The organism is Pseudomonas sp. BF-R-30 (assembly GCF_019956175.1).
GTDB classification, from domain to species: domain Bacteria; phylum Pseudomonadota; class Gammaproteobacteria; order Pseudomonadales; family Pseudomonadaceae; genus Aquipseudomonas; species Aquipseudomonas jessenii.
The window spans coordinates 304,049-330,026 of sequence record NZ_JAHBDE010000011.1 but is presented as its reverse complement, the minus strand read 5'-3'; the positions used below and the strand labels follow the sequence as shown (position 1 = coordinate 330,026).

Annotated in this window: 25 protein-coding genes; 16 read left to right on the top strand and 9 right to left on the bottom strand. The window is 61.0% G+C overall.

Features of this window, described 5'->3' with window-relative positions; genetic code table 11:
* Window positions 1-42: 42 nt before the first annotated feature.
* A complete protein-coding gene (locus KGB20_RS08305; protein WP_154909959.1) occupies window positions 43-684 on the bottom strand; it encodes an HD domain-containing protein in 642 nt (213 codons plus the stop codon).
* A gap of 305 nt (window positions 685-989) precedes the next feature.
* Here KGB20_RS08305 and KGB20_RS08300 point away from each other — a divergent pair, with 305 nt between their 5' ends.
* Window positions 990-1,955, top strand: a complete 966-nt coding sequence (locus KGB20_RS08300; RefSeq protein ID WP_057712856.1) for a GlxA family transcriptional regulator — start codon at window positions 990-992, stop codon at window positions 1,953-1,955.
* 145 nt (window positions 1,956-2,100) lie between these two features.
* Here the strand turns inward: KGB20_RS08300 and KGB20_RS08295 are convergent, their stop codons facing one another.
* Window positions 2,101-4,500 carry a penicillin acylase family protein gene (locus KGB20_RS08295; protein ID WP_154909958.1) on the bottom strand — a complete coding sequence of 800 codons (2,400 nt, stop codon included), beginning with the start codon at window positions 4,498-4,500 and terminating at the stop codon, window positions 2,101-2,103.
* A 102-nt stretch (window positions 4,501-4,602) separates the two neighbouring features.
* Complete coding sequence (locus KGB20_RS08290; RefSeq protein ID WP_057712858.1) at window positions 4,603-5,184, bottom strand: DUF6436 domain-containing protein; 582 nt, start codon at window positions 5,182-5,184, stop codon at window positions 4,603-4,605.
* 96 nt (window positions 5,185-5,280) lie between these two features.
* Between KGB20_RS08290 and KGB20_RS08285 the strand changes: the two genes are divergently transcribed.
* Window positions 5,281-6,228, top strand: a complete 948-nt coding sequence (locus tag KGB20_RS08285) for an alpha/beta hydrolase (protein WP_154860934.1) — start codon at window positions 5,281-5,283, stop codon at window positions 6,226-6,228.
* A gap of 111 nt (window positions 6,229-6,339) precedes the next feature.
* Here KGB20_RS08285 and KGB20_RS08280 read toward each other — a convergent pair whose 3' ends face one another.
* Window positions 6,340-7,092, bottom strand: coding sequence for a DUF2059 domain-containing protein (locus KGB20_RS08280; protein ID WP_057712860.1), 753 nt, complete (start codon window positions 7,090-7,092; stop codon window positions 6,340-6,342).
* Between the two features lie 108 nt (window positions 7,093-7,200).
* On the opposite strand from KGB20_RS08280, the gene KGB20_RS08275 reads away from it, so the two are divergent.
* Window positions 7,201-7,833: a 2OG-Fe(II) oxygenase gene (locus tag KGB20_RS08275; protein WP_154860935.1), complete on the top strand. Its 633-nt coding sequence runs from the start codon at window positions 7,201-7,203 to the stop codon at window positions 7,831-7,833.
* A gap of 2 nt (window positions 7,834-7,835) precedes the next feature.
* Window positions 7,836-8,321, top strand: coding sequence for a DUF523 domain-containing protein (locus KGB20_RS08270; protein ID WP_150813763.1), 486 nt, complete (start codon window positions 7,836-7,838; stop codon window positions 8,319-8,321).
* 116 nt (window positions 8,322-8,437) lie between these two features.
* Here KGB20_RS08270 and KGB20_RS08265 read toward each other — a convergent pair whose 3' ends face one another.
* Window positions 8,438-9,031, bottom strand: coding sequence for a transporter substrate-binding domain-containing protein (locus KGB20_RS08265; RefSeq protein WP_154860936.1), 594 nt, complete (start codon window positions 9,029-9,031; stop codon window positions 8,438-8,440).
* A 135-nt stretch (window positions 9,032-9,166) separates the two neighbouring features.
* Between KGB20_RS08265 and KGB20_RS08260 the strand changes: the two genes are divergently transcribed.
* A complete protein-coding gene (locus KGB20_RS08260) occupies window positions 9,167-9,589 on the top strand; it encodes a DUF4399 domain-containing protein (RefSeq protein WP_154947451.1) in 423 nt (140 codons plus the stop codon).
* Window positions 9,590-9,652: 63 nt separating this feature from the next.
* Here the strand turns inward: KGB20_RS08260 and serA are convergent, their stop codons facing one another.
* On the bottom strand, window positions 9,653-10,882 hold the full coding sequence (serA, locus tag KGB20_RS08255) for a phosphoglycerate dehydrogenase (RefSeq protein ID WP_007976393.1): 1,230 nt from the start codon (window positions 10,880-10,882) through the stop codon (window positions 9,653-9,655).
* A gap of 206 nt (window positions 10,883-11,088) precedes the next feature.
* Here serA and KGB20_RS08250 point away from each other — a divergent pair, with 206 nt between their 5' ends.
* The 4 genes from KGB20_RS08250 (at window position 11,089) to KGB20_RS08235 (ending at window position 15,395) form a co-directional block, all read left to right on the top strand.
* Window positions 11,089-12,483: an FAD-binding oxidoreductase gene (locus KGB20_RS08250; protein WP_032829505.1), complete on the top strand. Its 1,395-nt coding sequence runs from the start codon at window positions 11,089-11,091 to the stop codon at window positions 12,481-12,483.
* A gap of 38 nt (window positions 12,484-12,521) precedes the next feature.
* Window positions 12,522-13,187 (top strand): fumarylacetoacetate hydrolase family protein, encoded by a 666-nt coding sequence (locus tag KGB20_RS08245; protein WP_056726437.1) that lies wholly within the window; start codon window positions 12,522-12,524, stop codon window positions 13,185-13,187.
* Window positions 13,188-13,443: 256 nt separating this feature from the next.
* A complete protein-coding gene (locus KGB20_RS08240; RefSeq protein WP_154909957.1) occupies window positions 13,444-14,370 on the top strand; it encodes an SdiA-regulated domain-containing protein in 927 nt (308 codons plus the stop codon).
* A 107-nt stretch (window positions 14,371-14,477) separates the two neighbouring features.
* Window positions 14,478-15,395: an SdiA-regulated domain-containing protein gene (locus KGB20_RS08235; RefSeq protein WP_154909956.1), complete on the top strand. Its 918-nt coding sequence runs from the start codon at window positions 14,478-14,480 to the stop codon at window positions 15,393-15,395.
* Window positions 15,396-15,542: 147 nt separating this feature from the next.
* Here KGB20_RS08235 and rpiA read toward each other — a convergent pair whose 3' ends face one another.
* Complete coding sequence (rpiA, locus tag KGB20_RS08230; protein WP_046039153.1) at window positions 15,543-16,217, bottom strand: ribose-5-phosphate isomerase RpiA; 675 nt, start codon at window positions 16,215-16,217, stop codon at window positions 15,543-15,545.
* Window positions 16,218-16,484: 267 nt separating this feature from the next.
* Here rpiA and ilvA point away from each other — a divergent pair, with 267 nt between their 5' ends.
* Together ilvA and KGB20_RS08220 are read left to right on the top strand one after the other, a co-directional pair.
* Window positions 16,485-17,999 (top strand): threonine ammonia-lyase, biosynthetic, encoded by a 1,515-nt coding sequence (gene ilvA, locus KGB20_RS08225; protein WP_057712867.1) that lies wholly within the window; start codon window positions 16,485-16,487, stop codon window positions 17,997-17,999.
* A gap of 40 nt (window positions 18,000-18,039) precedes the next feature.
* Window positions 18,040-18,465, top strand: a complete 426-nt coding sequence (locus tag KGB20_RS08220; RefSeq protein ID WP_057712868.1) for a DUF2269 domain-containing protein — start codon at window positions 18,040-18,042, stop codon at window positions 18,463-18,465.
* Window positions 18,466-18,584: 119 nt separating this feature from the next.
* On the opposite strand, the gene KGB20_RS08215 is transcribed toward KGB20_RS08220, so the two are convergent.
* A complete protein-coding gene (locus tag KGB20_RS08215; RefSeq protein ID WP_150813768.1) occupies window positions 18,585-19,241 on the bottom strand; it encodes an HAD family hydrolase in 657 nt (218 codons plus the stop codon).
* Window positions 19,242-19,384: 143 nt separating this feature from the next.
* Here KGB20_RS08215 and KGB20_RS08210 point away from each other — a divergent pair, with 143 nt between their 5' ends.
* Window positions 19,385-19,864 (top strand): RNA pyrophosphohydrolase, encoded by a 480-nt coding sequence (locus KGB20_RS08210; RefSeq protein WP_053163553.1) that lies wholly within the window; start codon window positions 19,385-19,387, stop codon window positions 19,862-19,864.
* Between the two features lie 22 nt (window positions 19,865-19,886).
* On the top strand, window positions 19,887-22,166 hold the full coding sequence (gene ptsP, locus KGB20_RS08205; RefSeq protein WP_057712870.1) for a phosphoenolpyruvate--protein phosphotransferase: 2,280 nt from the start codon (window positions 19,887-19,889) through the stop codon (window positions 22,164-22,166).
* Window positions 22,167-22,280: 114 nt separating this feature from the next.
* Here the strand turns inward: ptsP and KGB20_RS08200 are convergent, their stop codons facing one another.
* Window positions 22,281-23,027, bottom strand: coding sequence for an NRDE family protein (locus KGB20_RS08200; protein WP_154947450.1), 747 nt, complete (start codon window positions 23,025-23,027; stop codon window positions 22,281-22,283).
* Window positions 23,028-23,160: 133 nt separating this feature from the next.
* Here KGB20_RS08200 and KGB20_RS08195 point away from each other — a divergent pair, with 133 nt between their 5' ends.
* The 3 genes from KGB20_RS08195 to KGB20_RS08185 all read left to right on the top strand — a co-directional run bounded on the left by KGB20_RS08195 (window position 23,161) and on the right by KGB20_RS08185 (window position 25,868).
* On the top strand, window positions 23,161-23,943 hold the full coding sequence (locus KGB20_RS08195; protein WP_057712872.1) for a sulfite exporter TauE/SafE family protein: 783 nt from the start codon (window positions 23,161-23,163) through the stop codon (window positions 23,941-23,943).
* Window positions 23,944-24,040: 97 nt separating this feature from the next.
* Window positions 24,041-24,847, top strand: coding sequence for a prolipoprotein diacylglyceryl transferase (gene lgt, locus KGB20_RS08190; protein WP_057712873.1), 807 nt, complete (start codon window positions 24,041-24,043; stop codon window positions 24,845-24,847).
* A gap of 49 nt (window positions 24,848-24,896) precedes the next feature.
* Complete coding sequence (locus KGB20_RS08185; RefSeq protein ID WP_154947449.1) at window positions 24,897-25,868, top strand: thymidylate synthase; 972 nt, start codon at window positions 24,897-24,899, stop codon at window positions 25,866-25,868.
* Window positions 25,869-25,978 lie beyond the last annotated feature (110 nt).

The window sequence follows — 25,978 nt, the reverse complement described above, 5'->3', positions numbered from 1 at the left end:
CTGACACGACCCCTTCGCGAGCAAGCCCGCTCCCACATTTGCTTATGTGACCCAGGGAGATTTACGAATGACCTCGACGAAGTTCATCGGCTTGAACCCCGGCTCCTGATCCACCAGCACATCAGTCTTCACATTGCCGAACGTGGTCTGCGGACGATGGCGCAAGCCGTCGGCAAACGCGCAGATGATGCACTCCTTGAATCCCTCGCCCCGTGGATGTGCATGCACCACCGCTTCGCGCTGCACGCTGGAAAACGCCGCGTAGTCCATGCCCAGCACGTCCATTTCGACGCCAGCCGTGACCAGTGCCACGGTGGGCCGTAAATGCTGAGGCACGCCCGGCGTGGTGTGCAGGGCAATCGATAGCCAGACCTGTTCGATGTCGTCATCGCTCAATCCGTAAGGCTTGAGGAACGCCGCTGCCGCGTTGGCACCGTCGACTTCGAAGCGCTCGTTGTCGCTACGATGACCTTGCACCAGTCCCAGGTCATGGAACATCGCGCCGACGTACAGCAACTCCGGGTTGTAGGCCAGTTGCTTGCGCTCGCCGCTCAGAGCACCGAACAGGAAGACCCGGCGCGAGTGGTGGTAGAGCAGGTCAGACTCGATGTCGCGGATGTATTCGGTGGTGGCCTTGGCCAGTGCGCTGTCGGGGATCTTGATGCCGGCGATGGTGGTGCTCATGGAGTTTTCCTCGTCGTGAACGCCTTGGCGGCGCTGAGGGTTTAAGTCTGTTCCGGCCCCGGAAACCGGACAATCGATCCATGGCTGCTATCCCGGCCAATGAGCGTGCATATCGTGCCAACCTCGCTTGTTGGGCGTGGATTGGCTAGGGTGCATGCAGACCCTGTAGGAGCGAGCTTGCTCGCGATGCACGTGAGGGCACCGCGTACATCCAGCCAGCTCCCGTCATCGTTGACGTCCATCGCGAGCAGGCTCGCTCCTACAGGTGAGCGTTGCAATCGGTGCCATGAGAGGCTCTTCGAACCATGAGTAAAACCGTAGCCATCGTGGTGTTCGCCGGCGTTCAGTCGCTGGATGTCACCGGCCCCATGGATGTGTTTTCCGAGGCCAATCGCTTCCTTGCCCCGCAGGATCACTATCGGCTGGAGGTGATCGGCGTCGAGCGCGGGATGATGGCGTGCTCCAACGGTTTGGCACTCAATGCCCATCGGCATTTCAGCGAAGCGCTGGAGCCGTATGACCTGTTGCTGGTGGCGGGCGGGCCGCAGTTGCCGTTCATGGATTTCGGCATGGCATTCGACGGCTGGTTGCGCGATGCCTGCGCGCGGGCCAAGCGCTTCGGCTCGATCTGCAACGGCGCGTTCATGCTCGCCCGGGCCGGATTGCTGGAGGGGCGCACGGTCACCACGCATTGGCAGGACGCATCGGATCTGGCTGCACTGTGTCCCTCCTCCCGGGTGGAAGCGGATCGACTGTATGTTGAGGACGGCGAGCTGTTCACCTCGGCCGGGGTCACAGCGGGGATCGATCTGTCGTTGTATCTATTGGGCCGGGATCACGGGCCGGAAGTTGCACTGAGCGTCGCCAAGCGGCTGGTGGTGTTCACCCAGCGTTCGGGCGGGCAGTCGCAATTCAGCCCGTTCCTCACACCCCACGCCGAAGCGGATTCGGCGGTAGCGATGGTGCAGCATTACGTGCTGGCCAACCTGACGGGCGACCTGGCCATCGCCGACCTGGCCAATGCCGCCAACATGAGTGCGCGCAACTTCTCCCGGGTGTTTGCCAGGGAAGCGAAAATCACCCCGGCCGAGTTCGTCGAGCGAGCGAGGGTCGATGCGGCGCGCACGCTGCTGGAAAGCACCCGTGCGCCGCTCAAGACCGTGGCCTATCAATGCGGTTTTCGCGATGCCCAGCACATGCGCAGTGTGTTCAATCGCAGGTTGGGGGTGACGCCGCAGCAGTTCCGGCTGAACTTTGCGGCGATGGTTTGAGCTGAATTTGTAGGCGTCTATCAGGGCCCCATCGCGAGCAAGCTCGCTCCCACAGGGGGTCTTTGTTGAACACAAATTTTGTGAACACCAGAAAACCTGTGGGAGCGAGCTTGCTCGCGATGACGCCAGCCCGGCCAGCAAAAATCTATGGTACAGCCCGCGCCGGCAACAGCTTCAACGTACTGCGGGTATTGGCCGTGATCTCTTCTTCATTGAGATGCGCCTGGAAGTACATCCCCTCGACGTAGGCCTCGGCCTGATCATCATAGTGGCTGTCGAACAGGACTCCGCTCTGGCCGACCGGGTTGATGGTCAGGCTGTGGGCCGGGTCGGCGAAGTCGATCAGGCGCCGGGTCGAAGGGCCGTAGGTGACGGGCCAGGGTGCCGGTCCGATTTTCGCCGAGAGGTTGTTCGGCACTTCATGACTGCCAGGTGCGGCGAAGGGGCCGACATTGAAGAACAGGTCCAGCGGCTTCTGCTGCCCGAGCGGATGGCCATGGGTCAATGTGTGCGCGCTGCCCCACTGCCATTGCGAGGCGTCTGCGCCGAGGGTGCTCTTGAGGTGCGCGAGGCTGGCTTGCCAGGCGGCCTTCACCGTGTCGGCACGGGTTTCCTTGCCGAGGGTGCTGCGGTTGTCCCACCACGGCGAATCGGCACTGGCGGCCAGGCGGGGGAGCGCGGCGTCGATCACCCGGGTCGAGAGCAGCGTTTCGAAGAAGTCGTTACCCAGTTCATCGCGCATCGTCGCGTCAGTCAGGTTGAACAGGAACTGGTTGAACAGCGTGGCACTGGTCGAGTCGATCGGGTAATCGCCTTTCCACTGGGCCAGTTGCTCCACCAGTTTGAGTTCGGCGGGATCGCTCACCACTTCGCGCAACACCGGCAACAGCGGTGCCAACAGGCGCGGGCCGTAGGCGGTAGTGGTGCCCAGTTGCAGTTTCTGGCTGTTTTCCAGGTCCCATTTGATCGCTTTGTCGCTGAGCTGGCGATTGAGTTGCTGGCCGCGATCGGCAAGGTTGTAGTAGCCGGGAATCTCCATGCCGGTTGGCGACACCGGCTGGAAGTTGGCCGAGACGATGTAGCCCCGGGCCGGGTTTTCTTCCTGAGGGTTGGCGCTGAACGGGTAGAAGCCATCCTTGTCCGCCTCGGCGGTGCTGCCATCGAGGATGAACCACGGGCGTACACCCGCCGGGCGTTTAGGCAATTGTGCCGCCGCCCACCAGCCGATATCTCCCTTGGCATTGGCCCAGACAACGTTCAGGCCCGGGGCCTGGATTTTTGCCGCGGCACCACGGGCCTTGGCCAGGGTGTCGGCGCGATTGAGCTGGTAGAAACCCTCCAGGATCGGGTTCTGGCTTTCGAGAAATGCCCACCACATGGCAATCGGGGTTTTACCGACGCCGCTGCCCAAGGCATCGTTGACGATCGGGCCGTGGGGCGACTGACGCAACACCAGGGTGACTGGTGCCTGGCCCTTGACTGCGATCTGCTGCTCGCTGGTCGTCATGTCCACCCACTTGCCGCGATACCAGACCTGATTGGGGTTGTCCGGGTTGACCTTCTCGGCGATCAGGTCGAGGTCGTCATTCTGGAACATGGTGATGCTCCAGCCGAAGTCGTGGTTCATGCCCAGCGACGCAAACGGCATCAAGGCCTGATAGTGGCCGTAGAGTTCGAAGCCGGGCGCCGAGAGCTGCGCTTCGTACCACACTGACGGCGCGGAAAAACGGATATGCGGATCACCCGCCAGCAGCGGCTTGCCGCTTTGGGTCCGGCTGCCCGCGACGACCCAGGCGTTGCTGCCCTCGAACTGTGGCAGGCCGTTGTCAGCCAGGGCTTGTTCGCTCAAGCGGGCGAGGGCATTGAGGTCTTTCCAGTCGGCGCTGGCCAAGGTGGTGCCGGTCCCGTTGAGCACGCCCTTGGGCTGCCAGTCGAGATCGAAGATGTTCAGGTATTGGGGCCCCAGTTGATCGCGCACGAATGTCAGCAGGGGTTCGGTACGAAATGCCGCAGCAAAACTGTAGGCCATGTAGCCGGCGATGCTGATGGTGTCCTGGGCGGTGAACGGGCGTTTTGGAATGCCCAGCACATCGAACTCCACGGGTTTGGCGTGGCTGTCCTGATACTGGTTGATGCCGTCCAGATAGGCTTGCATGGCGATGAAGGAGGGCGACTGCTTGTCGAGGTTCGCCAGGTAAGTTTCTGCGCGTTCGCGAATGCGCAGGCTGCGCATCAGTTTGTCGGTGTCGAGCAGCTTCGGCCCGAGCACTTCAGCCAGCTCGCCACGGGCCAGGCGGCGCAGGACTTCCATCTGGAACAGGCGGTCCTGGGCATGCACGTAGCCGAGGGCGCGGTACAGGTCGGTTTCGTTGTCGGCGCGGATGTGCGGGATGCCACGCTCGTCGTAGCGCACGGTGACGGAGCCTTGCAGGTGTTGCAGTTCCACCATGCCCTGGCGTGACGGCTGCTTGCTGTAGAGGTACCAGCCGGCTCCGGAGGCCAGCACGACGATCAACAGAGCGAGAGCGGTCAGGCTGCGTTTCATAAGAGTCCTTGTTGTTATTGTGATTCCTGATGCCACTGTGTAACACGGGGTGCCGATTTGGCGCATCGCCCGTAGGAGGGATTCGTATTACCCCGTCTTTCCCTATTTAGTTGGATCGACAGGCCACGGGCAGTAACAACCCACGGCCAGTGTGTGCGTGGCACTCACTGCGCGGCCTTCATCCAGCGCTTGCAGGATCGGCTCGATAAAGCTGTTGCTCGAGTTGCAGGTCAGGCCTTCGCTGTAGGGGCCGAAGTACGCCAGTTTGCCGCTGCGATCCCAGATCGCCACGGCCGGGCTGGCGGGGATCTGTTCGGAGCCGGGCAGGATGTCGATGGTTTTGAGGCTGCTCAAGGTGCTCGGCAATTGGCCGTGGCTACCGGGTTTTTGCACGGCATAGAATTCCACGCCATGGGGTAGGTAGCGCTCCACCAGTTCGGTCAGGTGTTGTTGATTGCCGACATTGCACGGGCAGGCTGGGTCCCAGAAATGCACAAGGCGGATGGCGCCAGGGCCGGCGAGGGATTCGGGAAGGCGTAGCGGATCACCGGAAAACATCGCGGTGTGCTCGCTGAACGCCCGCAGGTAACGCCCCTGAAACCAGTCGTAGGCCGCCCACAATACGCCAGCACACACCACGGCGAGCAGGCTGGCAAACAGGGGGGCGCGAAGGGGCGAGCGCATCGGTTCAATCCTCGAAGGGTGGCTAGCTTGCCATGCTTGCCGCGACAGATGAATATCGCAGGCCTATAAAGTCCGTTTCACGTTCTGGAATCGTCCATGCCGGCTACTTTCGACCCTGATCTTCTACGTGCAAGCCTGCTGCCATTGGCTGCCGGGCAGGCGTTGTCGGCGCAGGCGCAGGCTTACCAGCAATTCTACGGGCTGGATTTTGCCTCGCGTCAGGTGCGCAGCGGCCTTGGGCGATTCGAGGTCGACGGTTATGAGCTGGTCAGCCAGTTCTGGTGGCCCGAGCGAGCCAAGGCGACGCTGTTTGTCATCCACGGTTTCTACGACCACACCGGGCTCTATCGGCATGTGATCGAGTGGGCGCTGGACCAGGGCTTTGCGGTGATTGCCTGCGACTTGCCGGGGCATGGCCTGTCCAGTGGCGAACGGGCGAGCATCAAGGATTTCGCCGAGTATCAGGACGCATTGCAAGGGTTGTTCCGCGAGGCGCAATCCCTCGACTTGCCGCAGCCGTGGCACTTGTGCGGGCAGAGCACCGGCGGGGCGATCGTGATCGATCATGTGTTGAATGCAGGGGCGAGCAGCCCGGCCCAGGGCCAGGTGATTTTGCTGTCGCCGCTGGTGCGGCCGCGGGCGTGGGGTTGGTCGCAACTGAGTTATTACCTGCTCAAGCCTTTCGTCAAAGCCATCGCCCGGCGTTTCAGCGAGAACTCCAGCGACCCGGCCTTTCTGCCGTTTCTGCAGGCCGATCCGTTGCAGCCGTTGCGCCTGCCGACAGCCTGGGTGGGTGCGTTGGCGCGCTGGATCAAACGCATCGAGGCCGCACCCATGAGCACCCGCCGGCCGCTGATCGTGCAGGGGCAGGCCGACATGACGGTGGATTGGGAGCACAACCTGGAAGTGTTGCGGGGCAAATTTGATCGGCCGCAGGTGCTGATGCTGCCCGAGGCACGACATCATCTGGCGAATGAGACGCTGGTGATGCGGCAGGAGTATTTCGGGTTTTTGACCAGACGGATAAAAGGCCGTAATTCCTAGCGCCTGTTCTGGCCCCTTCGCGAGCAAGCCCGCTCCCACAGAGGGGCGGTGTGCACAGGTCCAATGTGGGAGCGGGCTTGCTCGCGAAAGCGGTCTATTTGGAAACGAAAATCACTGGGTCAAGTTCGAATTGCTCTGCCCCACCGCCAACCCCGCCCGAATCGCCGCCAGCGCCGCTTGATAATAAGCCTGGCCTTCCGCCGATTCGGCAAAGGTCGCGAACTCTTCCAGTTCGTTGTCCGACAGGTCGCGATAGACATACAGCAGTGTGTTGTTAAGGTCGCTACCGATCTGCTCCATCAGGCGCTGGCGCTGGCCGTTGAGCATGCCCTGGGCCTGACCGGCACCGAGCAATCCCGGGATCATCGAGCTCAGGCTGTCGGCGGCAACCCCGGCAATCGCCAGGCTGACTTCCGCGCCGGCCTCGCGTGCGGGCAGGGCTTGTGCCAAATGGCCGATGATCAACATGCGGCTGTCGCTGGCCTGCATCTTCGGCAGACCCTTGGCGTTTTTTGCCAGTTGGTCGCGACGGGTCGCCAGCAACTCGGCGGCGACGATTTTCTTGCCCAGGGGCGACTGGAAAAACGTCAGCGCGGGTTTGGGGTCGGCGAGGTTCTTGCGCAATTGCGCTTCGGCGCGCTGGTCCACGGCCTTGGCGGAAAATCGCTGATTGCTGTTGCTGACCAGTGCCTGAAACACCGCCGGAGGCAGGCTGCCCTGGTAGCGTTGCTGAGCAGCCGAGAGGGCATCGCTGAAATGCGCGCGTTGTTCCGGCCAGCCGGCGACCTTGTACAACTGATCGTGGCCGTCTGCCCAGGCGGGCAAAACGCAGAACATCAGCAGGGATAAAAGCAAACGGCGCATAGGGACTCCAGTCAGCAGGCGACTATTCTCCGTGTGGCACCCCTGCTTGTCGAGAATTCGTATCAACCCGCTGCGCGGCTCTGTCGGATTTCCGGGCACAGGAATACTATGCGCGCCATGCAAATATCCTCTGATCACCCGCTGCTGCTACGAATCGTCGACGACCTGGCCGAGCACGGCTGGTCGCAGCAGAATATTTTCCTGCCTCAGGACTTGACCCGAGAGCTGGCGGCCGAGTGTCGCAAACGTGCTGCCGAGGGTCAGCTGGCTCCGGCCGCCGTGGGCCGTGGGCCGTCATCGGAGATCCGCGAAGGGATTCGTGGCGACCATATCCAGTGGATCGACCCCGGCCAGGCCGAGGCGTGCGACAGCTATCTGAGTTTGATGGACAGCCTGCGCGAGGCGATCAATCGCGGTCTGTTTCTCGGCCTGGAGGATTTCGAAAGCCATTTTGCGATGTACCCGCCCGGCGCCTTCTACCTGAAGCACGTCGACCGCTTTCGCGATGACGACCGGCGCATGGTTTCGGCGGTGGTTTACCTCAATGACGGCTGGCTTCCCGAACACGGTGGCCAGTTGCGCATGTACCTCGACAATGATCGCGTCCACGACGTGCAGCCTACCGGCGGCTGCCTGGTGGTGTTTCTCTCCGGCGAGGTTCCCCACGAAGTCCTGCCCGCGACTCGGGATCGCCTGTCGTTGACCGGCTGGTTCCGTCGGCGCGGCAACGAGCCGTTCTGATCATGCAGAAAATTCTCGTCAGCCGATGCCTGTTGGGCCACCGCGTCCGTTACGACGGCGGGGCCAGCGGGCCGTTCGATCAGCTTCAGCAGTGGCTTGATGAGGGTCGGGTCGTACCGTTGTGCCCCGAGGTGGCTGGTGGATTGCCAACACCTCGGGCGGCGGCGGAAATCCCAGGCGGGCAGGGCACGCAAGTCCTCGATGGTCAGGCGTTGGTGATCACCACCGAGGGCGAGGACGTCAGTGCGCAGTTTCTGTCGGGGGCGTATCAGGCACTGGAACTGGTAAAAAAGCATGGCATCCGCATCGCCGTCCTCAAGGCCAACAGCCCGTCCTGCGGCAATTTGCTGACCTATGACGGGACGTTCAGCGGCGTGAAAGTCAGTGGCGAGGGCGTGACGGCGGCGCTACTCAACCGTCACGGGGTGCAGGTGTTCAGTGAGCTGGAGTTGCCGCAGGCGGCACAGGCTTTATTGACGCTGGACTGACAACCGCCACAAAACCAATGTGGGAGCGGGCTTGCTCGCGAAGGGGGCATGTCAGTCGAAAGGGATGCTGACTGATACACCGCCTTCGCGAGCAAGCCCGCTCCCACAGTTGGGTTTCATTGTTCTTTCGGCTTGGGCGTCACACCCGCATCCGCCCCCAGCCACTTCTGTTCCAGCGCTTGCAGTCGCCCGTCATCCTTGATTCGTTGCAATGCGTTTTCCAGGCTGGCTTGGAACGCCGGATTACCCTTCTGAAACGGAATCGCCAGGTTCACGGCCGGGTTGGTTTTGGGCTTCTCTTCCGTCAGCGACTGGACCAGCAAAATGGAGCGAGGCTCTTCTTTCTGCGCGATCAATTGCGCATTGGTTTGAATGTAAGGTTCGCTGAAGTCGAAACGATCCTTGAGATCCGGGGTCACTGCTATGTGGTTGATAGCGATGTCGTATTTGCCGCTTTCGACGCCGGTCAGCAGATCGCTGCCGTCGGTGACGACGAAGTCGGCCCGGACATCGAGTTCACTTGCGAGCAGTTGGCCCAACTCGATTTCGAAGCCGGTGAGCTTGTCGTCATCCTTGAAATTGAACGGGGGAGTGTTGGCTTCAACGGCAATGCGCAATTCGCCCCGGTCGTTGACGTCATCAATCAATTCGGCATGAGCCAAAGGGCTCAGAAGGGGTAGCAGGCAGATCAGGCCAGGCAGAAAGCGCATGGTCACTCCTTTGAATTTATTATCGCGATCCTCTGATTCAGGCTCGCTTTGCTATGGTTGTCGAGTGCCTTCGACAACGAATGGCCGTGAAGTTGTCATGGTCACGCGAATTTTACGGAAAAACTGGAGAAGAGAATGAAAACCTTTATGTCACGTGCTGCTTTGGCTGGCCTGTTGATGGGTGTTTCGGTGCTGGCCACTGCAACGCCGGCTCCGAAGGGCGCCGAAGTGTCTATCGTGTCTCCCAAGGATGGCGCGACGGTTCCACAGACGGTCGTCGTCAAGTTCGCTGTCGAGAACGTTGCCCTGGCACCGGCGGGCAATACCACCAAGAACACCGGTCATCACCACTTGCTGATCGACGTCGACGAACTGCCAGCCGCCGGTGCGCCGATTCCCAAAGATGCCAACCACCAGCATTTCGGCAACGCGCAGACCCAGGCTGAAGTAACGCTCACGCCGGGCAAACACACCTTGCAGCTTGAGCTGGGCGATAGCAACCACATGCCGTTCGATCCGCCGATCGTTTCCGAGAAGATCACCGTCAACGTCAAGTAACGTTGTAGCGTGAATGAAAAAGGGAGCCCGAAGGCTCCCTTTTTTTTGTCGCTCAAGTCGCGATCAGAACAGCACCCGGCTACGGATGGTGCCCTTGACGTGTTGCAGCTTCTCTTGCGCCAGGTCCGAGTACTCGGCGTCGACGTCGATCACCACGTAGCCGACCTTCTCGTTGGTCTGCAGGAACTGACCGGAGATGTTGATGCCGTTTTCGGCGAAGACTTTGTTGATCTCGCTGAGCACGCCCGGAATGTTTTCGTGGATGTGCAGCAGGCGGTGCTTGCCAGGGTGAGCCGGCAGGGCCACTTCCGGGAAGTTCACGGACGATACCGAAGTACCGTTGTCGCTGTACTTGACCAGTTTTTCCGCCACTTCCAGACCGATGTTGGCCTGGGCTTCAGCGGTGGAGCCACCGATGTGCGGGGTCAGGATCACGTTGTCCAGGCCACGCAGCGGGCTTTCGAACTCTTCGTCGTTGGAGCGTGGCTCCACCGGGAATACGTCGATGGCCGCGCCGATCAGGTGCTTGTCCTTGATGGCAGCCGCCAGGTGGTCCAGTTCGACCACGGTGCCGCGGGCGGCGTTGATCAGGATGCCGCCTTTCTTGATGGCGCGGATTTCCTTCTCGCCCATCATCCACTGGGTGGCGGCGGTTTCCGGTACGTGCAGCGAAACGATGTCGGACATCGCCAGCAGCTCGTGCAGGTTGCCTACCTGAGTGGCGTTACCCAGTGGCAGCTTGGTGATGGTGTCGTAGAAGTACACCTGCATGCCCAGGCCTTCCGCCAGGACCGACAGTTGAGTACCGATCGAGCCGTAACCGACGATGCCCAGCTTCTTGCCGCGGATCTCGAAGGAATTGGCCGCGCTCTTGATCCAGCCGCCACGGTGGCAGGAAGCGTTCTTCTCAGGGATGCCGCGCAGCAGCAGGATTGCTTCGGCCAGCACCAGCTCCGCTACGGAACGGGTGTTGGAGTACGGTGCGTTGAACACCGCGATGCCGCGTTCGCGGGCCGCGTCCAGGTCGACCTGGTTGGTGCCGATGCAGAAACACCCTACAGCCACGAGCTTCTTCGCGTGATCGAAGATCTCTTCGGTCAGTTGAGTGCGGGAGCGAATGCCGATGAAGTGAGCATCAGCGATCTTTTCCTTGAGCTGGGCTTCCGGCAGAGAACCAGTGAGGTACTCGATGCTGGTGTAGCCCGCCGCCTTGAGGACGTCGACAGCCGATTGGTGGACGCCTTCGAGAAGAAGGAACTTGATCTTGCTCTTATCGAGAGAAGTCTTGCTCATCTGCGTAAACCTGTATCCCGGAGAAAAATGGCAGGAAAGGGAGCAGCCCGGAGCTGACCCGCACGGCAGGAAAGCCGTCACCGCAGAACAGCCCTTGGGCACTATCCTGCGGGGTCGTTATGCTAGCATATGCACCCCGCTAAACACTCATTCCTGCGACGTGAAGCGTTCTCAGGATGACCATGAATTGTTCGAGAGTTCTGTCGATGACCAATCCTGCCCTGATTGAAGAGCTGAAGACCCTGGTTGAGCCTGGCAAGGTGCTGACCGATGCCGACTCCCTGAATGCTTACGGAAAGGATTGGACCAAGCATTTCGCCCCGGCCCCGACCGCCATCGTGTTCCCCAAGACCACCGAGCAGGTCCAGGCCATAGTCCTGTGGGCCAACAAACACAAGGTGGCGCTGGTGCCGTCGGGTGGTCGTACCGGTCTTTCCGCGGCAGCGGTGGCGGCCAATGGTGAAGTGGTCGTGTCGTTCGACTACATGAACCAGATCCTCGACGTGAACCTCACTGACCGCACGGCCGTTTGCCAGCCGGGCGTGGTCACCGAGCACCTGCAGAACGTGGCCGAAGAAAACGGCCTGTACTACCCGGTGGACTTCGCTTCGGCAGGTTCGAGCCAGATTGGCGGCAATATCGGCACCAATGCCGGCGGGATCAAGGTGATTCGCTACGGCATGACCCGTAACTGGGTTGCCGGCATGAAAGTCGTCACCGGCAAGGGCGATGTGCTGGAGCTGAACCGTGACCTGATCAAGAACGCCACCGGCTACGACATGCGTCAGCTGTTCATCGGCGCCGAAGGCACCCTCGGGTTCGTGGTCGAAGCGACCATGCGCCTGGACCGCGCGCCGAAAAATCTCACCGCCATGGTCCTCGGCACCGCCGATTTCGACTCGATCATGCCGGTGCTGCACGCGTTCCAGAGCAAGCTCGACCTGACCGCCTTCGAATTCTTCTCCGACAAAGCCCTGGCCAAAGTCATGGCCCGTGGCGATGTGCCGGCGCCGTTCGAATCCGACTGCCCGTTCTATGCGCTGCTGGAATTCGAAGCGACCACCGAAGAAGTGGCCAACCACGCCCTGGAAACCTTCGAGCACTGCGTCGAGCAGGGCTGGGTACTGGACGGCGTGATGAGCCAGAGCGAAACACAGTTGCAGAACCTGTGGAAGCTGCGCGAATACATCTCCGAAACCATTTCCCACTGGACGCCGTACAAGAACGACATTTCGGTCACCGTATCGAAAGTTCCGGCATTCCTGAAGGAAATCGACGCGATCGTCGGTGAACACTACCCGGATTTCGAAATCGTCTGGTTCGGCCACATCGGCGACGGCAACCTGCACTTGAACATCCTCAAGCCGGATAACCTGAGCAAGGATGAGTTCTTCGCCAAGTGCGCCACCGTCAACAAGTGGGTGTTCGAAACCGTCGAGAAGTACAACGGTTCGATCTCCGCCGAGCACGGCGTGGGCATGACCAAGCGTGACTACCTGACCTACAGCCGCTCGCCGGTCGAGATCGAGTACATGAAAGCCGTCAAGGCGGTGTTCGACCCGAACGGCATCATGAACCCGGGCAAGATTTTCGCTGTTTGATTTTCGAACTTTAAGAGCCAACGAAGCAGGAGTCGGTAATGAGCTATCAGCACCAGTATGTCGACGGTACGCGCATTCACTTCCCGTTGGGGAAAGTGGTGTGCATCGGCCGTAACTACGCCGAACACGCCAAGGAACTGGACAATCCGGTGCCGACCGAGCCACTGCTGTTCATCAAGCCGGGCAGTTGCGTGGTGCCGCTGGAAGGTGGTTTCAGCATTCCGACCGAACGCGGTTCGGTGCATTACGAAGCGGAAATCGCGGTGTTGATCGGCAAGCCGTTGTCGACCAAACCGAGCCGCGAAGAAGTGCTCGACGCCATCTCCGGTTTCGCTCCAGCCCTGGACCTGACCCTGCGCGACAAGCAGGCCGAGCTGAAATCCAAGGGCCTGCCCTGGGAAATCGCCAAGTCCTTCGACGGCGCGGCAGTGCTTGCTCCGTTCGTGTCCGGCAGCACGTTTGCCGACCTGACCGACATCGGCATCCGCCTGACCATCAACGGTGAAGTGCGCCAGGACGGCAACAGCAGCGCGATGCTCAACCCGATCGTGCCGATGATCCAGCACATGGCCGGCTGCTTTTCGTTGCAGGCCGGGGACGTGATCCTCACCGGCACGCCAGTGGGCGTTGGCCCGCTGAATGTCGGTGACGAGATCGTTCTGGAATTGCCGGGCGCCAGCAGTTTCACCAGCAGCGTTCGCTAGTCCAGGCACCGCCAAACCCTGTGGGAGCGGGCTTGCTCGCGAAGAGGGCGTGACAGTCGACTAAGTGTTGCCTGGCACACCGCTTTCGCGAGCAAGCCCGCTCCCACATTGGTTTTGTGGTGGCCTATAAATGACTCGCCCTGTCATTTCCCGTTTTTTTCACATCCTGTCTGGATAATTTCAGGGCTTTCGGCCTCTGAGCCGGCCCCAAACTGTGCTATTACCCCTAGCCTGAATTTCTGGAACGCATTCCCCGATGGCCACTTCTCCGCTTTCCACGCTTGAACCTGTCCGCCGTTCGCGCTTCGCCCTGCGTTGGCACACCTGGCTGCTGCTGGTGGCTGTTGTCGCCTACGGCGTTGCATTCGCCATGCACTGGGATTCACGGGGCGTGCTCTGGGTGAAGGAGCAATTCAAGAGCCCGGCCGAGCGCCAGGCGAGTATCTGGCTTGCGGACTACCGGGTGGTGATCGATGCCAAGCCGTTGCCGGGCATGGAGAAGGATGAAGCATCGGACATGGTCTACGACCCTCAGACCAAGACTCTGTTTTCGGTCATGGGCAAGAACCCGTTCCTGGTCGAATTGAACTTGCAGGGCGATGTGCTGCGCAAAATGCCGTTGGTGGGCTGGAGCAACCCTGAGGGCGTCACCGTGCTGGGCGACGGCCGGCTGGCCATTGTCGATGAGCGCGAGCATCTGATTTCTATCGTGAAGGTCGATGCCGATACCCGCGAATTGAATATGGCCGATTTCCCGAAATACGACCTCGGGCCTTCCAGCGACCAGAACAAGGCGTTCGAGGGTGTCACCTGGGACCCGAGCAATCAGCAACTGCTGCTGGGCGAAGAGCGCCCGCCGGCATTGTTTGCCTGGAAAGGTGACGGCAAGGTCCTGACCGGCGACAAGCTGAAGCTGGCCAGCCATGCGCTGGACATGCGCAACCTGTCTGCCTTGGCCGTCGACCCGCGGACTGGCCACATGCTGGTGTTGTCCGCCGACTCGCACCTGTTGCTGGAGCTGGACAAGAAGGGTGAGCAGGTCAGTTTCATCACCCTGCTGCGTGGCTTCAACGGCCTGAAAAATACCATTCCCCGTGCCGAAGGCGTGACCATGGATGAAGCGGGCACGCTGTACATGGTGAGTGAGCCGAACCTGTTTTATCGCTTCGAAAAACAGAAGTAACAAACGCCTGCGCTGATTGCCTGTACGTAAAAGGCCAGCGGCCATTAAGCTTCAGTTCAGACGGGCGTGATATTTCATCCGCCTGTTTTGACCCCGAGCCCACCCGAATGCGTCGATTTGCCCGCCCCAAATCCCTGATCCTGATCCTGTCGGTGATCTTGCTGATCGCATTGATCGCGATCGCCCAGTACATGCGCCTGTTCGAGCGTACCTGGTTCAATCTGCATACGCTGTGGCAGCCGGTGAGTTCCCGGTCCATGGGCCTGGACCAATACCAGGTCGTGACCGAGGCGCAGGTGATCGATGGCCTGGCCGACAACGTTTCAGCGCTGACTTACGACCCGGTACGCAAAAGCCTGTTCACCGTCACCAACAAACGAAGCGAGCTGATCGAGTTGTCCCTCGACGGCAGGATCTTGCGTCGTGTGGCGCTGGTCGGTTTCGGCGATCCGGAGGCGGTGGAGTTCATCAGCGAAGACATCTACGTGGTCACTGACGAAAGTCAGCAGCGGCTGATCAAGATTCGTCTGGAGCAGGACACCACTTTCGTTGATGCGGCAGATGCCGAGCAGATGACCATTGGCGTTCACATGGGCGGCAACAAGGGCTTCGAGGGCCTGGCTTACGATTCAGTGGGCAAGCGCCTGTTCGTCGCCAAGGAGCGCAACCCGATGCTGATCTACGAGGTGCACGGTTTTCCGCGCTTCAATCCTGAAGAATCCTACTCGGTGCACGTGATCAACGACCCCAAGCGTGATGCCGGGATGTTCGTGCGGGATCTGTCGAGCCTGCAATACGATGAGCGCAGCGGGCATTTGCTGGCGCTGTCGGATGAGTCGCGATTGATTCTGGAGCTGGATGTGGATGGGCGGCCGCTGAGCACAATGTCATTGGGCAAGGGACGCCATGGCCTGCAAAAAACCGTGCCGCAAGCGGAGGGGATCGCCGTGGACGACGACGGTACGCTGTACATCGTCAGCGAGCCGAACCTGTTCTACGTGTTCAAGAAACCCACGCAACTCTAACTAACACCCCAAAACGACTGTGGGAGCGGGCTTGCTCGCGAAGGGGTCGTGTCAGTCGACAGAGATATCAACTGAGAGACCGCTTTCGCGAGCAAGCCCGCTCCCACAGGTTTTTTCATCTGCCCACAAAAATGTGGGCGGTCCTGGTTACTCGGCGCGCAGGGTCTTCACGCCTTCGCTGGTCCCCAGCAACAACAGATCCGCCGGACGTGCCGCGAACAAACCGTTGGTGACCACGCCGACGATCGCATTGATCTGCGTTTCCAGCTCCACCGGATTGGTGATCTGCATGTTGAACACGTCGAGGATGATGTTGCCGTTGTCGGTCAGCACGCCTTCGCGGTAAACCGGGTCGCCGCCGAGCTTCACCAGTTCGCGGGCCACGTGGCTGCGGGCCATCGGGATCACTTCCACCGGTAGCGGGAAAGTACCGAGGACCGGCACCAGTTTGCTGGCGTCGGCGATGCAGATGAAGGTCTTGGCCACGGCCGCGACAATCTTCTCGCGGGTCAGGGCAGCGCCGCCGCCCTTGATCAGGTTCAGGTGCTCGTCGCTTTCATCGGCGCCGTCGACGTAGAACTCCAGATCGCTGACGGTGTTCAGTTCGTACACCGGAATCCCGTGGCCCTTGAGACGCGCGGCAGTGGCTTCGGAACTGGCGACGGCGCCGTCGAATGCGCCCTTGTGCTTGGCCAGCGCGTCGATGAAGCAGTTGGCGGTGGAGCCGGTGCCGACCCCGACGATGCTCTTGTCGTCGAGTTTCGGAAGGATGAAGTCGACGGCGGCCTGAGCCACTGCCTGTTTGAGTTGATCCTGGTTCATGCGGGCTCCGGGGTGCCTGGGAGGGGACGAAAGGCCGGCATTATAGGCTTCGGGGCGGGGAAGGTCATTGCCCGATTGGCAGGTTGTGACTGTTCCCTGTAGGAGCGAGCCTGCTCGCGATGGTCGTGAACGATAACGCGTAAAACCGGACAGCCAGCGGCGCCCTCGAGTTTTTCGCGAGCAGGCTCGCTCCTACAGGGTGGTCGCACGCCTGAAAGCCGGGTTAGACTCCTTGGTCCTGCCCAACCCGCTCAGTGATGCTTTCCGATGCTTGAACAGTACGTCAAAAAGATCCTCACCTCGCGCGTTTATGACGTTGCCGTAGAAACTCCGTTGCAGTCTGCCCGCCAGCTCTCCGAGCGGCTGGGCAACAGCATTTGGCTCAAGCGCGAAGACTTGCAGCCGGTGTTCTCGTTCAAGATTCGCGGCGCCTACAACAAGTTGACCCAGTTGAGCGACGAAGAACGCGCTCGCGGCGTGGTCACCGCGTCGGCGGGCAACCATGCACAAGGCCTGGCCCTGGCGGCGAAGGTGCTGGGTGTGAAAGCGACCATTGTCATGCCCAAGACCACCCCGGAGATCAAGGTCGAAGGCGTGCGCTCCCGTGGCGGCAAAGTGGTGCTGCACGGCGACTCGTTCCCGGAAGCCCTGGCCTACTCGCTGAAACTGGTCGACGAAAAAGGCTACGTCTACATTCACCCGTACGACGATCCCCACACCATTGCCGGGCAGGGCACCGTGGCGATGGAGATTCTGCGCCAGCACCCGCAGCCATTGGATGCGATTTTCGTCCCGGTGGGTGGTGGCGGCCTGATCGCCGGCATCGCGGCGTACGTGAAGTACCTGCGCCCGGACATCAAGATCATCGGCGTCGAACCGGATGACTCCAATTGCCTGCAAGCGGCCATGGCGGCCGGCGAGCGCGTGGTACTGCCGACCGTAGGCCTCTTCGCCGACGGTGTTGCGGTGGCCCAGATCGGTCAGCACACCTTTGACATCTGCAAAGACCATGTCGACGAAGTGATCACCGTCAGCACCGATGAAATCTGCGCCGCCATCAAGGATATCTACGACGATACCCGCTCGATCACCGAACCTGCCGGCGCCTTGGGCGTGGCCGGGATCAAGAAGTATGTCGAGCAGCGCGGCGTCAGCGGCCAGACCTTCGTGGCCATCGACTCCGGGGCCAACGTCAACTTCGATCGCCTGCGCCACGTCGCCGAGCGTGCGGAGCTGGGCGAGGGCCGCGAAGCGATCATCGCCGTGACCATTCCCGAGAAACCGGGCAGCTTCAAGGCGTTCTGCGAGGCCATAGGCAAGCGCCAGATCACCGAATTCAACTACCGCTACAACACCGGCAGCGAAGCGCACATCTTTGTCGGCGTGCAGACCCACCCGGAAAACGACCCGCGCAGCGCGCTGATCGCCAGCCTGAGCGAGCAGGGTTTCCCGGTGCTGGACCTGACCGACAACGAACTGGCCAAGCTGCACATCCGTCACATGGTCGGCGGGCGTGCGGCGCATGTGGTCGATGAAGTGATCCTGCGTTTCGAATTCCCGGAGCGTCCGGGCGCGCTGTTCAACTTCCTCAACAAGCTGGGCGGGCGTTGGAACATCTCAATGTTCCACTACCGCAACCATGGCGCGGCGGATGGCCGGGTCGTCGCGGGCCTGCAGGTGCCCCACGACGAGCGCCACCTGGTGCCGGCGGCGCTGGAAGAAATCGGTTACCCGTACTGGGACGAAAGCGACAACCCGGCCTATCAGCTGTTTCTTGGCTGAACGGCTACGCTGACGGGCAAGGCAATAAGGAAATCTGACAATGGAAACGTTAACTGCTCTGAAAGCGGCGCACATGGTGGCGACAGTTGTACTGCTGGCTTGTGCGCTGGGGCTGGGAGTCTGGGTTTTGCTGGCGCGGCGCAAGGGTGACGCGACGGCGGGTAGTCGCACCTTGCAGCGGCCAAGGGTGTTTGTCTGGCTGCTGATGGGCCTGGCACTGCTGAGCATGCCGTTTACCGGCTGGTGGATGGTGCACCTGGTGGGCTGGCCGCTGGGGCAGACCTGGTTGCTGGCCTCCAGCGTGTTGTACACCGTGGCGGCACTGGCGTGGTTCTGGCTGCTGGTGCGGCTCAACAAACTGCGCAAGACACCGGGTGGCGTGGGGAAATTCACCTTTGCCTTGGCGTTGTTCAGCTTTGTCTGCTTTGTCGCCATTGCCGGGTTGATGGGCGCGAAGCCTGTGTAGGAGCAGCCGGTCGACGCTCGATTGCTCGCGAAAAACTCAAGATCGCCGCGGGGCATCAGGTGCCCCGCGTTATCGTTAACGACCATCGCGAGCAAGCTCGCTCCTACAGTAAGGCGATATCAACCGCGCAGGCTGATCACCGGCCAGCCACGCTTCTCGGCCTCGGCCCGCAGGTTCGGATCCGGATCGACCGCCACCGGATGGGTCACCTGCTCCAGCAACGGAAAATCATTCATCGAATCGCTATAGAAGTAGCTGTCTTCCAGCGTAAACCCGGTTTCCTCCAGCCAGCGATTCAAGCGCGTTACCTTGCCCTCGCGGAAGCACGGCACGTCGGTGCTGCGCCCGGTGTAGCGGCCATCGACCATTTCGCATTCTGTGGCGATCAGGGTTTCGACCCCCAGACGCTCGGCAATGGGGCCTGTGACGAAGCGGTTGGTCGCCGTGATGATCACCAGTTTGTCGCCGGCATCGCGGTGCTTCTTCAGCAGCTCAAGTCCCTTGGGCAGCACGATCGGTTCGATGCAGTCGCGCATGTAATCGCTGTGCCACTGATCCAGCGTGGCCATTTCGGTGCGACCGAGTACTTCCAGGCAGAAGTTCAGGTAAGCAGCGTTATCCAGTTTGCCGGCCAGGTAATCCTGGTAGAACGCATCGTTGCGAGCCTTGTAGGCGACGGCGTCGAGAAAGCCGCGCTCGCACAGGTAATCGCCCCAGGCGTGATCGCTGTCACCGCCCAGAAGGGTGTTGTCCAAATCGAATAAAGCCAGGCGCATTGCAGTTACCCGCTGAAAAGTCAGTAAAAAGGCGACAAGAATACGGTCTTTTCACAAGAGTGCACATAAGGTAGGAACCTTCGTTGCCGCCTTCACAACCTTTGTGGAACAATGCGGCGACATGCGTTTGCGAGGTTGTTGCCGTGATCGACCCCGATGGTTTTCGCCCCAATGTCGGGATCATTCTGACGAATGACGCCGGCCAGGTGCTATGGGCTCGCCGAATCAATCAAGATGCCTGGCAGTTTCCGCAGGGGGGAATCAACCCCGAAGAGACGCCGGAAGACGCCTTGTACCGCGAGCTGAACGAAGAAGTGGGCCTTGAGCGCGAAGATGTTGAAATTCTCGCCTGCACCCGGGGCTGGTTGCGCTATCGTTTGCCGCAACGTCTGGTACGTACCCACAGCCAACCGCTGTGCATCGGCCAGAAACAGAAATGGTTTCTCCTGCGCCTGGTCTCCAACGAGCAGCGGGTGCGGATGGATTTGACCGGTAAACCGGAATTCGATGGCTGGCGTTGGGTCAGCTATTGGTATCCGTTGGGCCAGGTGGTGACATTCAAGCGCGAGGTGTATCGACGCGCTCTCAAAGAGCTTGCCCCGCGCCTTTTAGCGCGCGACTGACGACGGAGTTCGACCCCGAGCCATGCTCAATACGCTGCGCAAGATCGTCCAGGAAGTTAACTCCGCCAAGGATCTCAAGGCGGCGTTGGGGATTATTGTGTTGCGCGTCAAAGAGGCCATGGGCAGCCAGGTCTGCTCGGTCTACCTGCTTGATCCGGAGACCAACCGGTTCGTACTGATGGCCACCGAGGGCTTGAACAAGCGCTCGATCGGCAAGGTCAGCATGGCCCCCAACGAAGGTCTGGTGGGTCTGGTCGGCACGCGTGAAGAACCCCTGAACCTCGAAAACGCCGCGGACCACCCGCGCTATCGCTACTTCGCCGAAACCGGTGAAGAGCGTTTCGCTTCGTTCCTCGGGGCGCCGATCATCCACCACCGTCGCGTCGTCGGCGTGTTGGTCATCCAGCAAAAAGAGCGTCGCCAGTTCGATGAAGGGGAAGAAGCCTTCCTCGTGACGATGAGCGCGCAGTTGGCCGGCGTTATCGCCCATGCCGAGGCCACAGGCTCCATCCGTGGCCTGGGTCGTCAGGGCAAGGGCATCCAGGAAGCCAAGTTCGTCGGCGTGCCGGGCTCACCGGGTGCCGCGGTCGGTACTGCGGTGGTCATGCTGCCGCCCGCTGACCTGGACGTGGTGCCGGACAAGACCATCACCGACATCGACGCTGAACTGGGGCTGTTCAAGACCGCCATCGAGGGCGTGCGCGCCGACATGCGCACCTTGTCCGCCAAGCTTGCCACGCAGTTGCGCCCGGAAGAGCGGGCCTTGTTCGACGTCTACCTGATGATGCTCGACGATGCTGCGCTGGGCAGCGAAGTGACCACCGTGATCAAGACCGGCCAGTGGGCCCAGGGTGCGTTGCGCCAGGTGGTCACCGATCACGTCAACCGTTTCGAATTGATGGACGACGCTTACCTGCGCGAGCGAGCATCGGACGTCAAGGATCTCGGTCGTCGCTTGCTGGCTTATTTGCAGGAAGAGCGCCAGCAAACCCTGGTCTACCCCGACAACACCATTCTGGTCAGCGAAGAACTGACGCCGGCGATGCTCGGCGAGGTGCCGGAAGGCAAGCTGGCCGGCCTGGTGTCGGTACTCGGTTCCGGTAACTCCCACGTCGCGATCCTGGCCCGCGCCATGGGCATCCCGACCGTGATGGGCCTGGTCGACCTGCCGTACTCCAAGGTCGACGGCATCCAGATGATCGTCGACGGCTACCACGGCGAGGTCTACACCAACCCGAGTGAAGTGCTGCGCAAGCAGTTCGCCGAGGTGGTCGAGGAAGAGAAACAACTGGCCCTGGGGCTGGATGCGCTGCGCGATCTGCCGTGCGTGACGGTCGATGGTCACCGCATGCCGCTGTGGGTCAACACCGGCCTGCTGGCGGATGTGGCGCGTGCGCAGAAGCGTGGTGCCGAAGGCGTGGGCCTGTACCGCACCGAAGTGCCGTTCATGATCAACCAGCGTTTCCCGAGCGAAAAGGAACAACTGGCGATCTACCGCGAGCAACTGTCTGCGTTCCACCCGCAACCCGTCACCATGCGCACCCTGGATATCGGCGGCGACAAGTCACTGTCGTACTTCCCGATCAAGGAAGATAACCCGTTCCTCGGCTGGCGCGGCATTCGCGTCACCCTCGACCACCCGGAAATCTTCCTGGTGCAGACCCGTGCCATGCTCAAGGCCAGCGAAGGCCTGAACAACCTGCGGATTCTGCTGCCGATGATCTCCGGCACCCATGAATTGGAAGAAGCGCTGCACCTGATCCACCGCGCCTGGGGCGAAGTACGCGACGAAGGCTGCGACGTGCCGATGCCGCCGATTGGCGTGATGATCGAGATTCCGGCGGCGGTGTACCAGACCAAAGAACTGGCGCGGCAAGTGGATTTCCTGTCGGTCGGTTCCAACGACCTGACCCAGTACCTGCTGGCCGTGGACCGCAACAACCCGCGGGTGGCCGACCTTTACGATTACCTGCACCCGGCGGTGCTTCAGGCGCTGCAGAACGTGGTGCGTGATGCCCACGCCGAAGGCAAGCCAGTGAGCATCTGCGGTGAAATGGCCGGTGATCCGGCGGCGGCGGTGCTGTTGATGGCGATGGGGTTCGACAGCCTGTCGATGAACGCCACCAACTTGCCGAAAGTGAAGTGGATGCTGCGCCAGATCAACCTGAGCAAGGCCAGGGAATTGCTGGCTGAGCTAATGACCATCGATAACCCGCAAGTGATTCACAGCTCGTTGCAGCTGGCACTGAAGAACCTCGGGTTGGCGCGGATGATCAATCCGGCAGCAATCAAGCCCCTCTAAAACGCTGATGGCCCCATCGCGAGCAAGCTCGCTCCCACACTGGATCTGTGAACGCCGCAAATCCCCTGTGGGAGCGAGCTTGCTCGCGATGAGGCCTGTGCTGGCAACACAAAACTAAAGCCTGATCTCCACTTCCCCAAGATGCCCGCCATACGGCCCGAAACTGCGCTCGACCATATGCAGCGCCCCATCCGCCTGCACAATCAACGCCGTACTCGCCCGCGTTCCATAACTCTGACTGGCAATGAACACGCTCGACAACAACGTTTCGGTGACCAGCCCCACTCCGGTATCCGGCAACTCGGCAAACGGCGCGGTCTGCGCATCGCTCAATAACGCCAGCAGCGCCTGAGGCTGCGGATCATCCAGCACCTCGCTCAATGCAGCCTTGGCCTTGAGCAGCTTCGGCCACGGCGTATCCAGTCCGGCGTTCGACACGCCGTAGACTCCCGGTTGCAGCATCACGGCTTCCGTCTCCCGGGCGTTGAAGTGCCAGAGCTCGTTCCTGTTGCCAACCAGTAGATTGAAACCGCCATATTCAGGCGAACGTCTGACAACGTCGGCCAAATAGTCATCAATCGAGCAATCGCCCTCAAGGAATCGCGCGACCAGCTCCCCACGAGACTTGCGTCCCGGCGGTCGATGGGGATCGCGGATGTTGGTCAGCGCCGCAAATCGTCCGTTGGCACCGACACCGAGCCAGGTGCCACCGGCCTCGAGGTCGCGCCCGGCATGCACATGCGGCGCTTCGGGCCATGGCGCCAGGGGCAGGCTGGGGCGGGCGTAGAATTCATCGCGATTGGCCGCCACGACCAGCGGCTGGGCATGACCCGGTCGCCAGGCAAAAACAATCAGGCACATCAGGCTGTCCTTGTGTGTTTTTTGCTCACTCTACGCAGACATCGCTCATCGATCCATCGCCTTGCGCAGTGGAGCTTGAGGCCATGCATCCGTTACCATGCCGCTCCGGTTTTGGGGATGCGGGCGGGACGACATGGAATTTCTGCTCTATCTGGCGCTCGGCGCCTGTGCAGGTGTACTCGCCGGGCTGTTTGGCGTGGGCGGCGGGATCATCATCGTCCCGGTACTGGTGTTCAGCTTCAAGGCCCAAGGGTTCGATCCGTCGATCCTCACGCACCTGGCGGTGGGTACCTCCCTGGCGACGATCATCTTTACCTCGGTCAACGCGGTACGCGAGCATCATCGCCGTGGCGCCGTGCGTTGGCCGATCTTCATGTGGATGACCGTCGGCATTCTGGTCGGTGCCGGGTTTGGCGCGCTGACGGCCGAAGCGATTTCCGGCCCCAACCTGCAGAAGCTCATTGGTGTTTTCGCCCTGGTGATCGCGGCTCAGCTGGCGCTTGAGGTCAAACCCAAGGCCAGCCGAACGGTGCCGGGCAAACTCGGTCTGACCGTGGCCGGCAGCGTGATTGGCTGGGCTTCGGCGATTTTCGGCATTGGCGGCGGTTCGTTGACCGTGCCATTCCTGACCTGGCGCAGTGTGCCGATGCAGCAAGCTGTGGCCACTTCATCGGCCTGCGGTCTGCCGATTGCCCTGGCCAGTGCATTAAGTTTCATGATTCTGGGCTGGCACGATCCGTTGCTCCCGGCCCATAGTCTCGGTTTCATTTATTTGCCGGCGTTGCTGGGCGTTGCCCTGACCAGCATGGTGTTCGCCCGCTTGGGCGCGCGATTGGCCCACAGGTTGTCGCCGAGGTTGCTGAAACGGCTGTTTGCCGCTTTGCTGTTCTGCGTCGGCCTGAACTTTCTAGTCTGAAGCATCTGCTCTGACGGGCAGCGCAATCCTGGCTTAATCCTGAGGTGGCAGCGTCGCCCGGGAATTTTTAAGATTTGAACTCTAACGAGGAGTCGCAATGCTGCCTTACCCGCAGATCGACCCGGTGGCCCTGGCCATCGGTCCGCTGAAAATCCACTGGTACGGTCTGATGTACCTGATCGGCATCGGCGGCGCCTGGCTGCTGGCCTCCCGCCGGTTGAACCGCTTCGACCCGACCTGGACCAAGGAAAAACTCTCCGACATGGTGTTCTGGATGTCGATGGGGGTGATTGTCGGCGGGCGCTTGGGTTATGTGCTGTTCTACGATCTGGGCGCCTATCTGGCCAACCCGACGCTGATCTTCGAAGTGTGGAAGGGCGGTATGTCGTTCCACGGCGGTTTCATCGGCGTGATGCTGGCGGCATTGTGGTTCGGCAAGAAGAACAACAAGTCGTTCTTCCAGCTGATGGATTTCGTTGCGCCGATGGTGCCGATTGGCCTGGGCGCCGGGCGTATTGGCAACTTCATCAACGCCGAGTTGTGGGGCAAGGCAACCGACGTGCCGTGGGCGATGGTCTTTCCGACCGATCCGGCGCAACTGGCGCGTCATCCGTCGCAGTTGTACCAGTTCGCCCTCGAAGGCGTGGCACTGTTCCTGATCCTGTGGCTGTTCTCGCGCAAGCCACGGCCGACTATGGCGGTATCGGGGATGTTCGCGCTGTTCTATGGCATCTTCCGTTTCATCGTCGAGTTTGTCCGCGTACCGGACGCCCAGTTGGGCTATCTGGCCTGGAACTGGCTGACCATGGGGCAGGTACTGTGCGTGCCGATGATCGTCGGCGGGCTGTTCCTGATCTGGCTGGCGTATCACCGCGCCCCGGCGACTCCAGCGGCAGCCGTATAAAATTCGGACCCCGCAGCGATGGTTGCGGGTTCAAGGACACAGGTAATTCATGAAGCAATATCTCGAACTGGTCGCCCACGTCATCAAGAACGGCACCAAACAGGCCAATCGTACCGGCGTGAACACCATCAGTTTTCCCGGTGCGATGCTGCGTTATGACCTGCAGGAAGGTTTCCCGGCGATTACCACGCGCAAAATGGCGTTCAAATCGGCCATCGGCGAAATGTGCGGATTCTTGCGGGGCGTAAATAACGCTGCCGAGTTCCGCGCCCTGGGCTGCAAGGTCTGGGACCAGAACGCCAACGAAAACGCCCAGTGGCTGGCCAACCCGTTCCGTCAGGGCGAAGACGACCTCGGCGAAATCTACGGCGTGCAATGGCGCAAATGGCCGGCGTACAAGCAGATTCCGCTCAGCAACCCGGCTGCCATCGAGCAGACCCTGAGCCAGGGTTATCGCCAGATTGCCGAAGGCGAGGAAGACGGTCAGGCCTACGTGGTGCTGTACAAGGCCATCGACCAGGTTCGCCAGTGCGTCGATACCATCATCAAGGACCCGGGCAGCCGCCGCATCCTGTTCCACGGCTGGAACTGCGCCCAGCTCGATGAAATGGCCTTGCCGCCGTGCCACTTGCTGTATCAGTTCCACCCGAATGTCGAGACCAGGGAGATTTCCCTGACCCTCTACATCCGCTCCAACGACCTGGGCCTGGGTACGCCGTTCAACCTCACCGAAGGCGCTGCGCTGCTGAGCCTGATCGGTCGTCTGACGGGCTACACGCCGCGTTGGTTCACCTATTTCATCGGTGATGCCCACGTCTACGAAAACCACCTGGACATGCTCAACGAACAGCTCAAGCGCGAGCCGTTCCCGATGCCGAAACTGGTGATTTCCGACCGTGTGCCGGAGTTTGCCAAGACGGGTGTTTACCAGCCGGAATGGCTGGAGCTGGTGGAGCCGGGCGATTTTTCGCTGGAAGGCTACGAACACCACGCGCCGATGACCGCGCCGATGGCGGTCTGACGCACAGCATCGAACCAATGTGGGAGCGGGCTTGCTCGCGAAAGCGGTCTGTCAGTGACATATCTGTCAACTGACACGGCCCCTTCGCGAGCAAGCCCGCTCCCACATCT

Bases quoted from the DNA above. Each gene is read 5' to 3' on its own strand.
- KGB20_RS08305 (WP_154909959.1), bottom strand. From the start codon at position 684: ATGAGCACCACCATCGCCGGCATCAAGATCCCCGACAGCGCACTGGCC.
- KGB20_RS08300 (WP_057712856.1), top strand. From the start codon at position 990: ATGAGTAAAACCGTAGCCATCGTGGTGTTCGCCGGCGTTCAGTCGCTG.
- KGB20_RS08295 (WP_154909958.1), bottom strand. From the start codon at position 4,500: ATGAAACGCAGCCTGACCGCTCTCGCTCTGTTGATCGTCGTGCTGGCC.
- KGB20_RS08290 (WP_057712858.1), bottom strand. From the start codon at position 5,184: ATGCGCTCGCCCCTTCGCGCCCCCCTGTTTGCCAGCCTGCTCGCCGTG.
- KGB20_RS08285 (WP_154860934.1), top strand. From the start codon at position 5,281: ATGCCGGCTACTTTCGACCCTGATCTTCTACGTGCAAGCCTGCTGCCA.
- KGB20_RS08280 (WP_057712860.1), bottom strand. From the start codon at position 7,092: ATGCGCCGTTTGCTTTTATCCCTGCTGATGTTCTGCGTTTTGCCCGCC.
- KGB20_RS08275 (WP_154860935.1), top strand. From the start codon at position 7,201: ATGCGCGCCATGCAAATATCCTCTGATCACCCGCTGCTGCTACGAATC.
- KGB20_RS08270 (WP_150813763.1), top strand. From the start codon at position 7,836: ATGCAGAAAATTCTCGTCAGCCGATGCCTGTTGGGCCACCGCGTCCGT.
- KGB20_RS08265 (WP_154860936.1), bottom strand. From the start codon at position 9,031: ATGCGCTTTCTGCCTGGCCTGATCTGCCTGCTACCCCTTCTGAGCCCT.
- KGB20_RS08260 (WP_154947451.1), top strand. From the start codon at position 9,167: ATGAAAACCTTTATGTCACGTGCTGCTTTGGCTGGCCTGTTGATGGGT.
- serA (WP_007976393.1), bottom strand. From the start codon at position 10,882: ATGAGCAAGACTTCTCTCGATAAGAGCAAGATCAAGTTCCTTCTTCTC.
- KGB20_RS08250 (WP_032829505.1), top strand. From the start codon at position 11,089: ATGACCAATCCTGCCCTGATTGAAGAGCTGAAGACCCTGGTTGAGCCT.
- KGB20_RS08245 (WP_056726437.1), top strand. From the start codon at position 12,522: ATGAGCTATCAGCACCAGTATGTCGACGGTACGCGCATTCACTTCCCG.
- KGB20_RS08240 (WP_154909957.1), top strand. From the start codon at position 13,444: ATGGCCACTTCTCCGCTTTCCACGCTTGAACCTGTCCGCCGTTCGCGC.
- KGB20_RS08235 (WP_154909956.1), top strand. From the start codon at position 14,478: ATGCGTCGATTTGCCCGCCCCAAATCCCTGATCCTGATCCTGTCGGTG.
- rpiA (WP_046039153.1), bottom strand. From the start codon at position 16,217: ATGAACCAGGATCAACTCAAACAGGCAGTGGCTCAGGCCGCCGTCGAC.
- ilvA (WP_057712867.1), top strand. From the start codon at position 16,485: ATGCTTGAACAGTACGTCAAAAAGATCCTCACCTCGCGCGTTTATGAC.
- KGB20_RS08220 (WP_057712868.1), top strand. From the start codon at position 18,040: ATGGAAACGTTAACTGCTCTGAAAGCGGCGCACATGGTGGCGACAGTT.
- KGB20_RS08215 (WP_150813768.1), bottom strand. From the start codon at position 19,241: ATGCGCCTGGCTTTATTCGATTTGGACAACACCCTTCTGGGCGGTGAC.
- ptsP (WP_057712870.1), top strand. From the start codon at position 19,887: ATGCTCAATACGCTGCGCAAGATCGTCCAGGAAGTTAACTCCGCCAAG.
- KGB20_RS08200 (WP_154947450.1), bottom strand. From the start codon at position 23,027: ATGTGCCTGATTGTTTTTGCCTGGCGACCGGGTCATGCCCAGCCGCTG.
- KGB20_RS08195 (WP_057712872.1), top strand. From the start codon at position 23,161: ATGGAATTTCTGCTCTATCTGGCGCTCGGCGCCTGTGCAGGTGTACTC.
- lgt (WP_057712873.1), top strand. From the start codon at position 24,041: ATGCTGCCTTACCCGCAGATCGACCCGGTGGCCCTGGCCATCGGTCCG.
- KGB20_RS08185 (WP_154947449.1), top strand. From the start codon at position 24,897: ATGAAGCAATATCTCGAACTGGTCGCCCACGTCATCAAGAACGGCACC.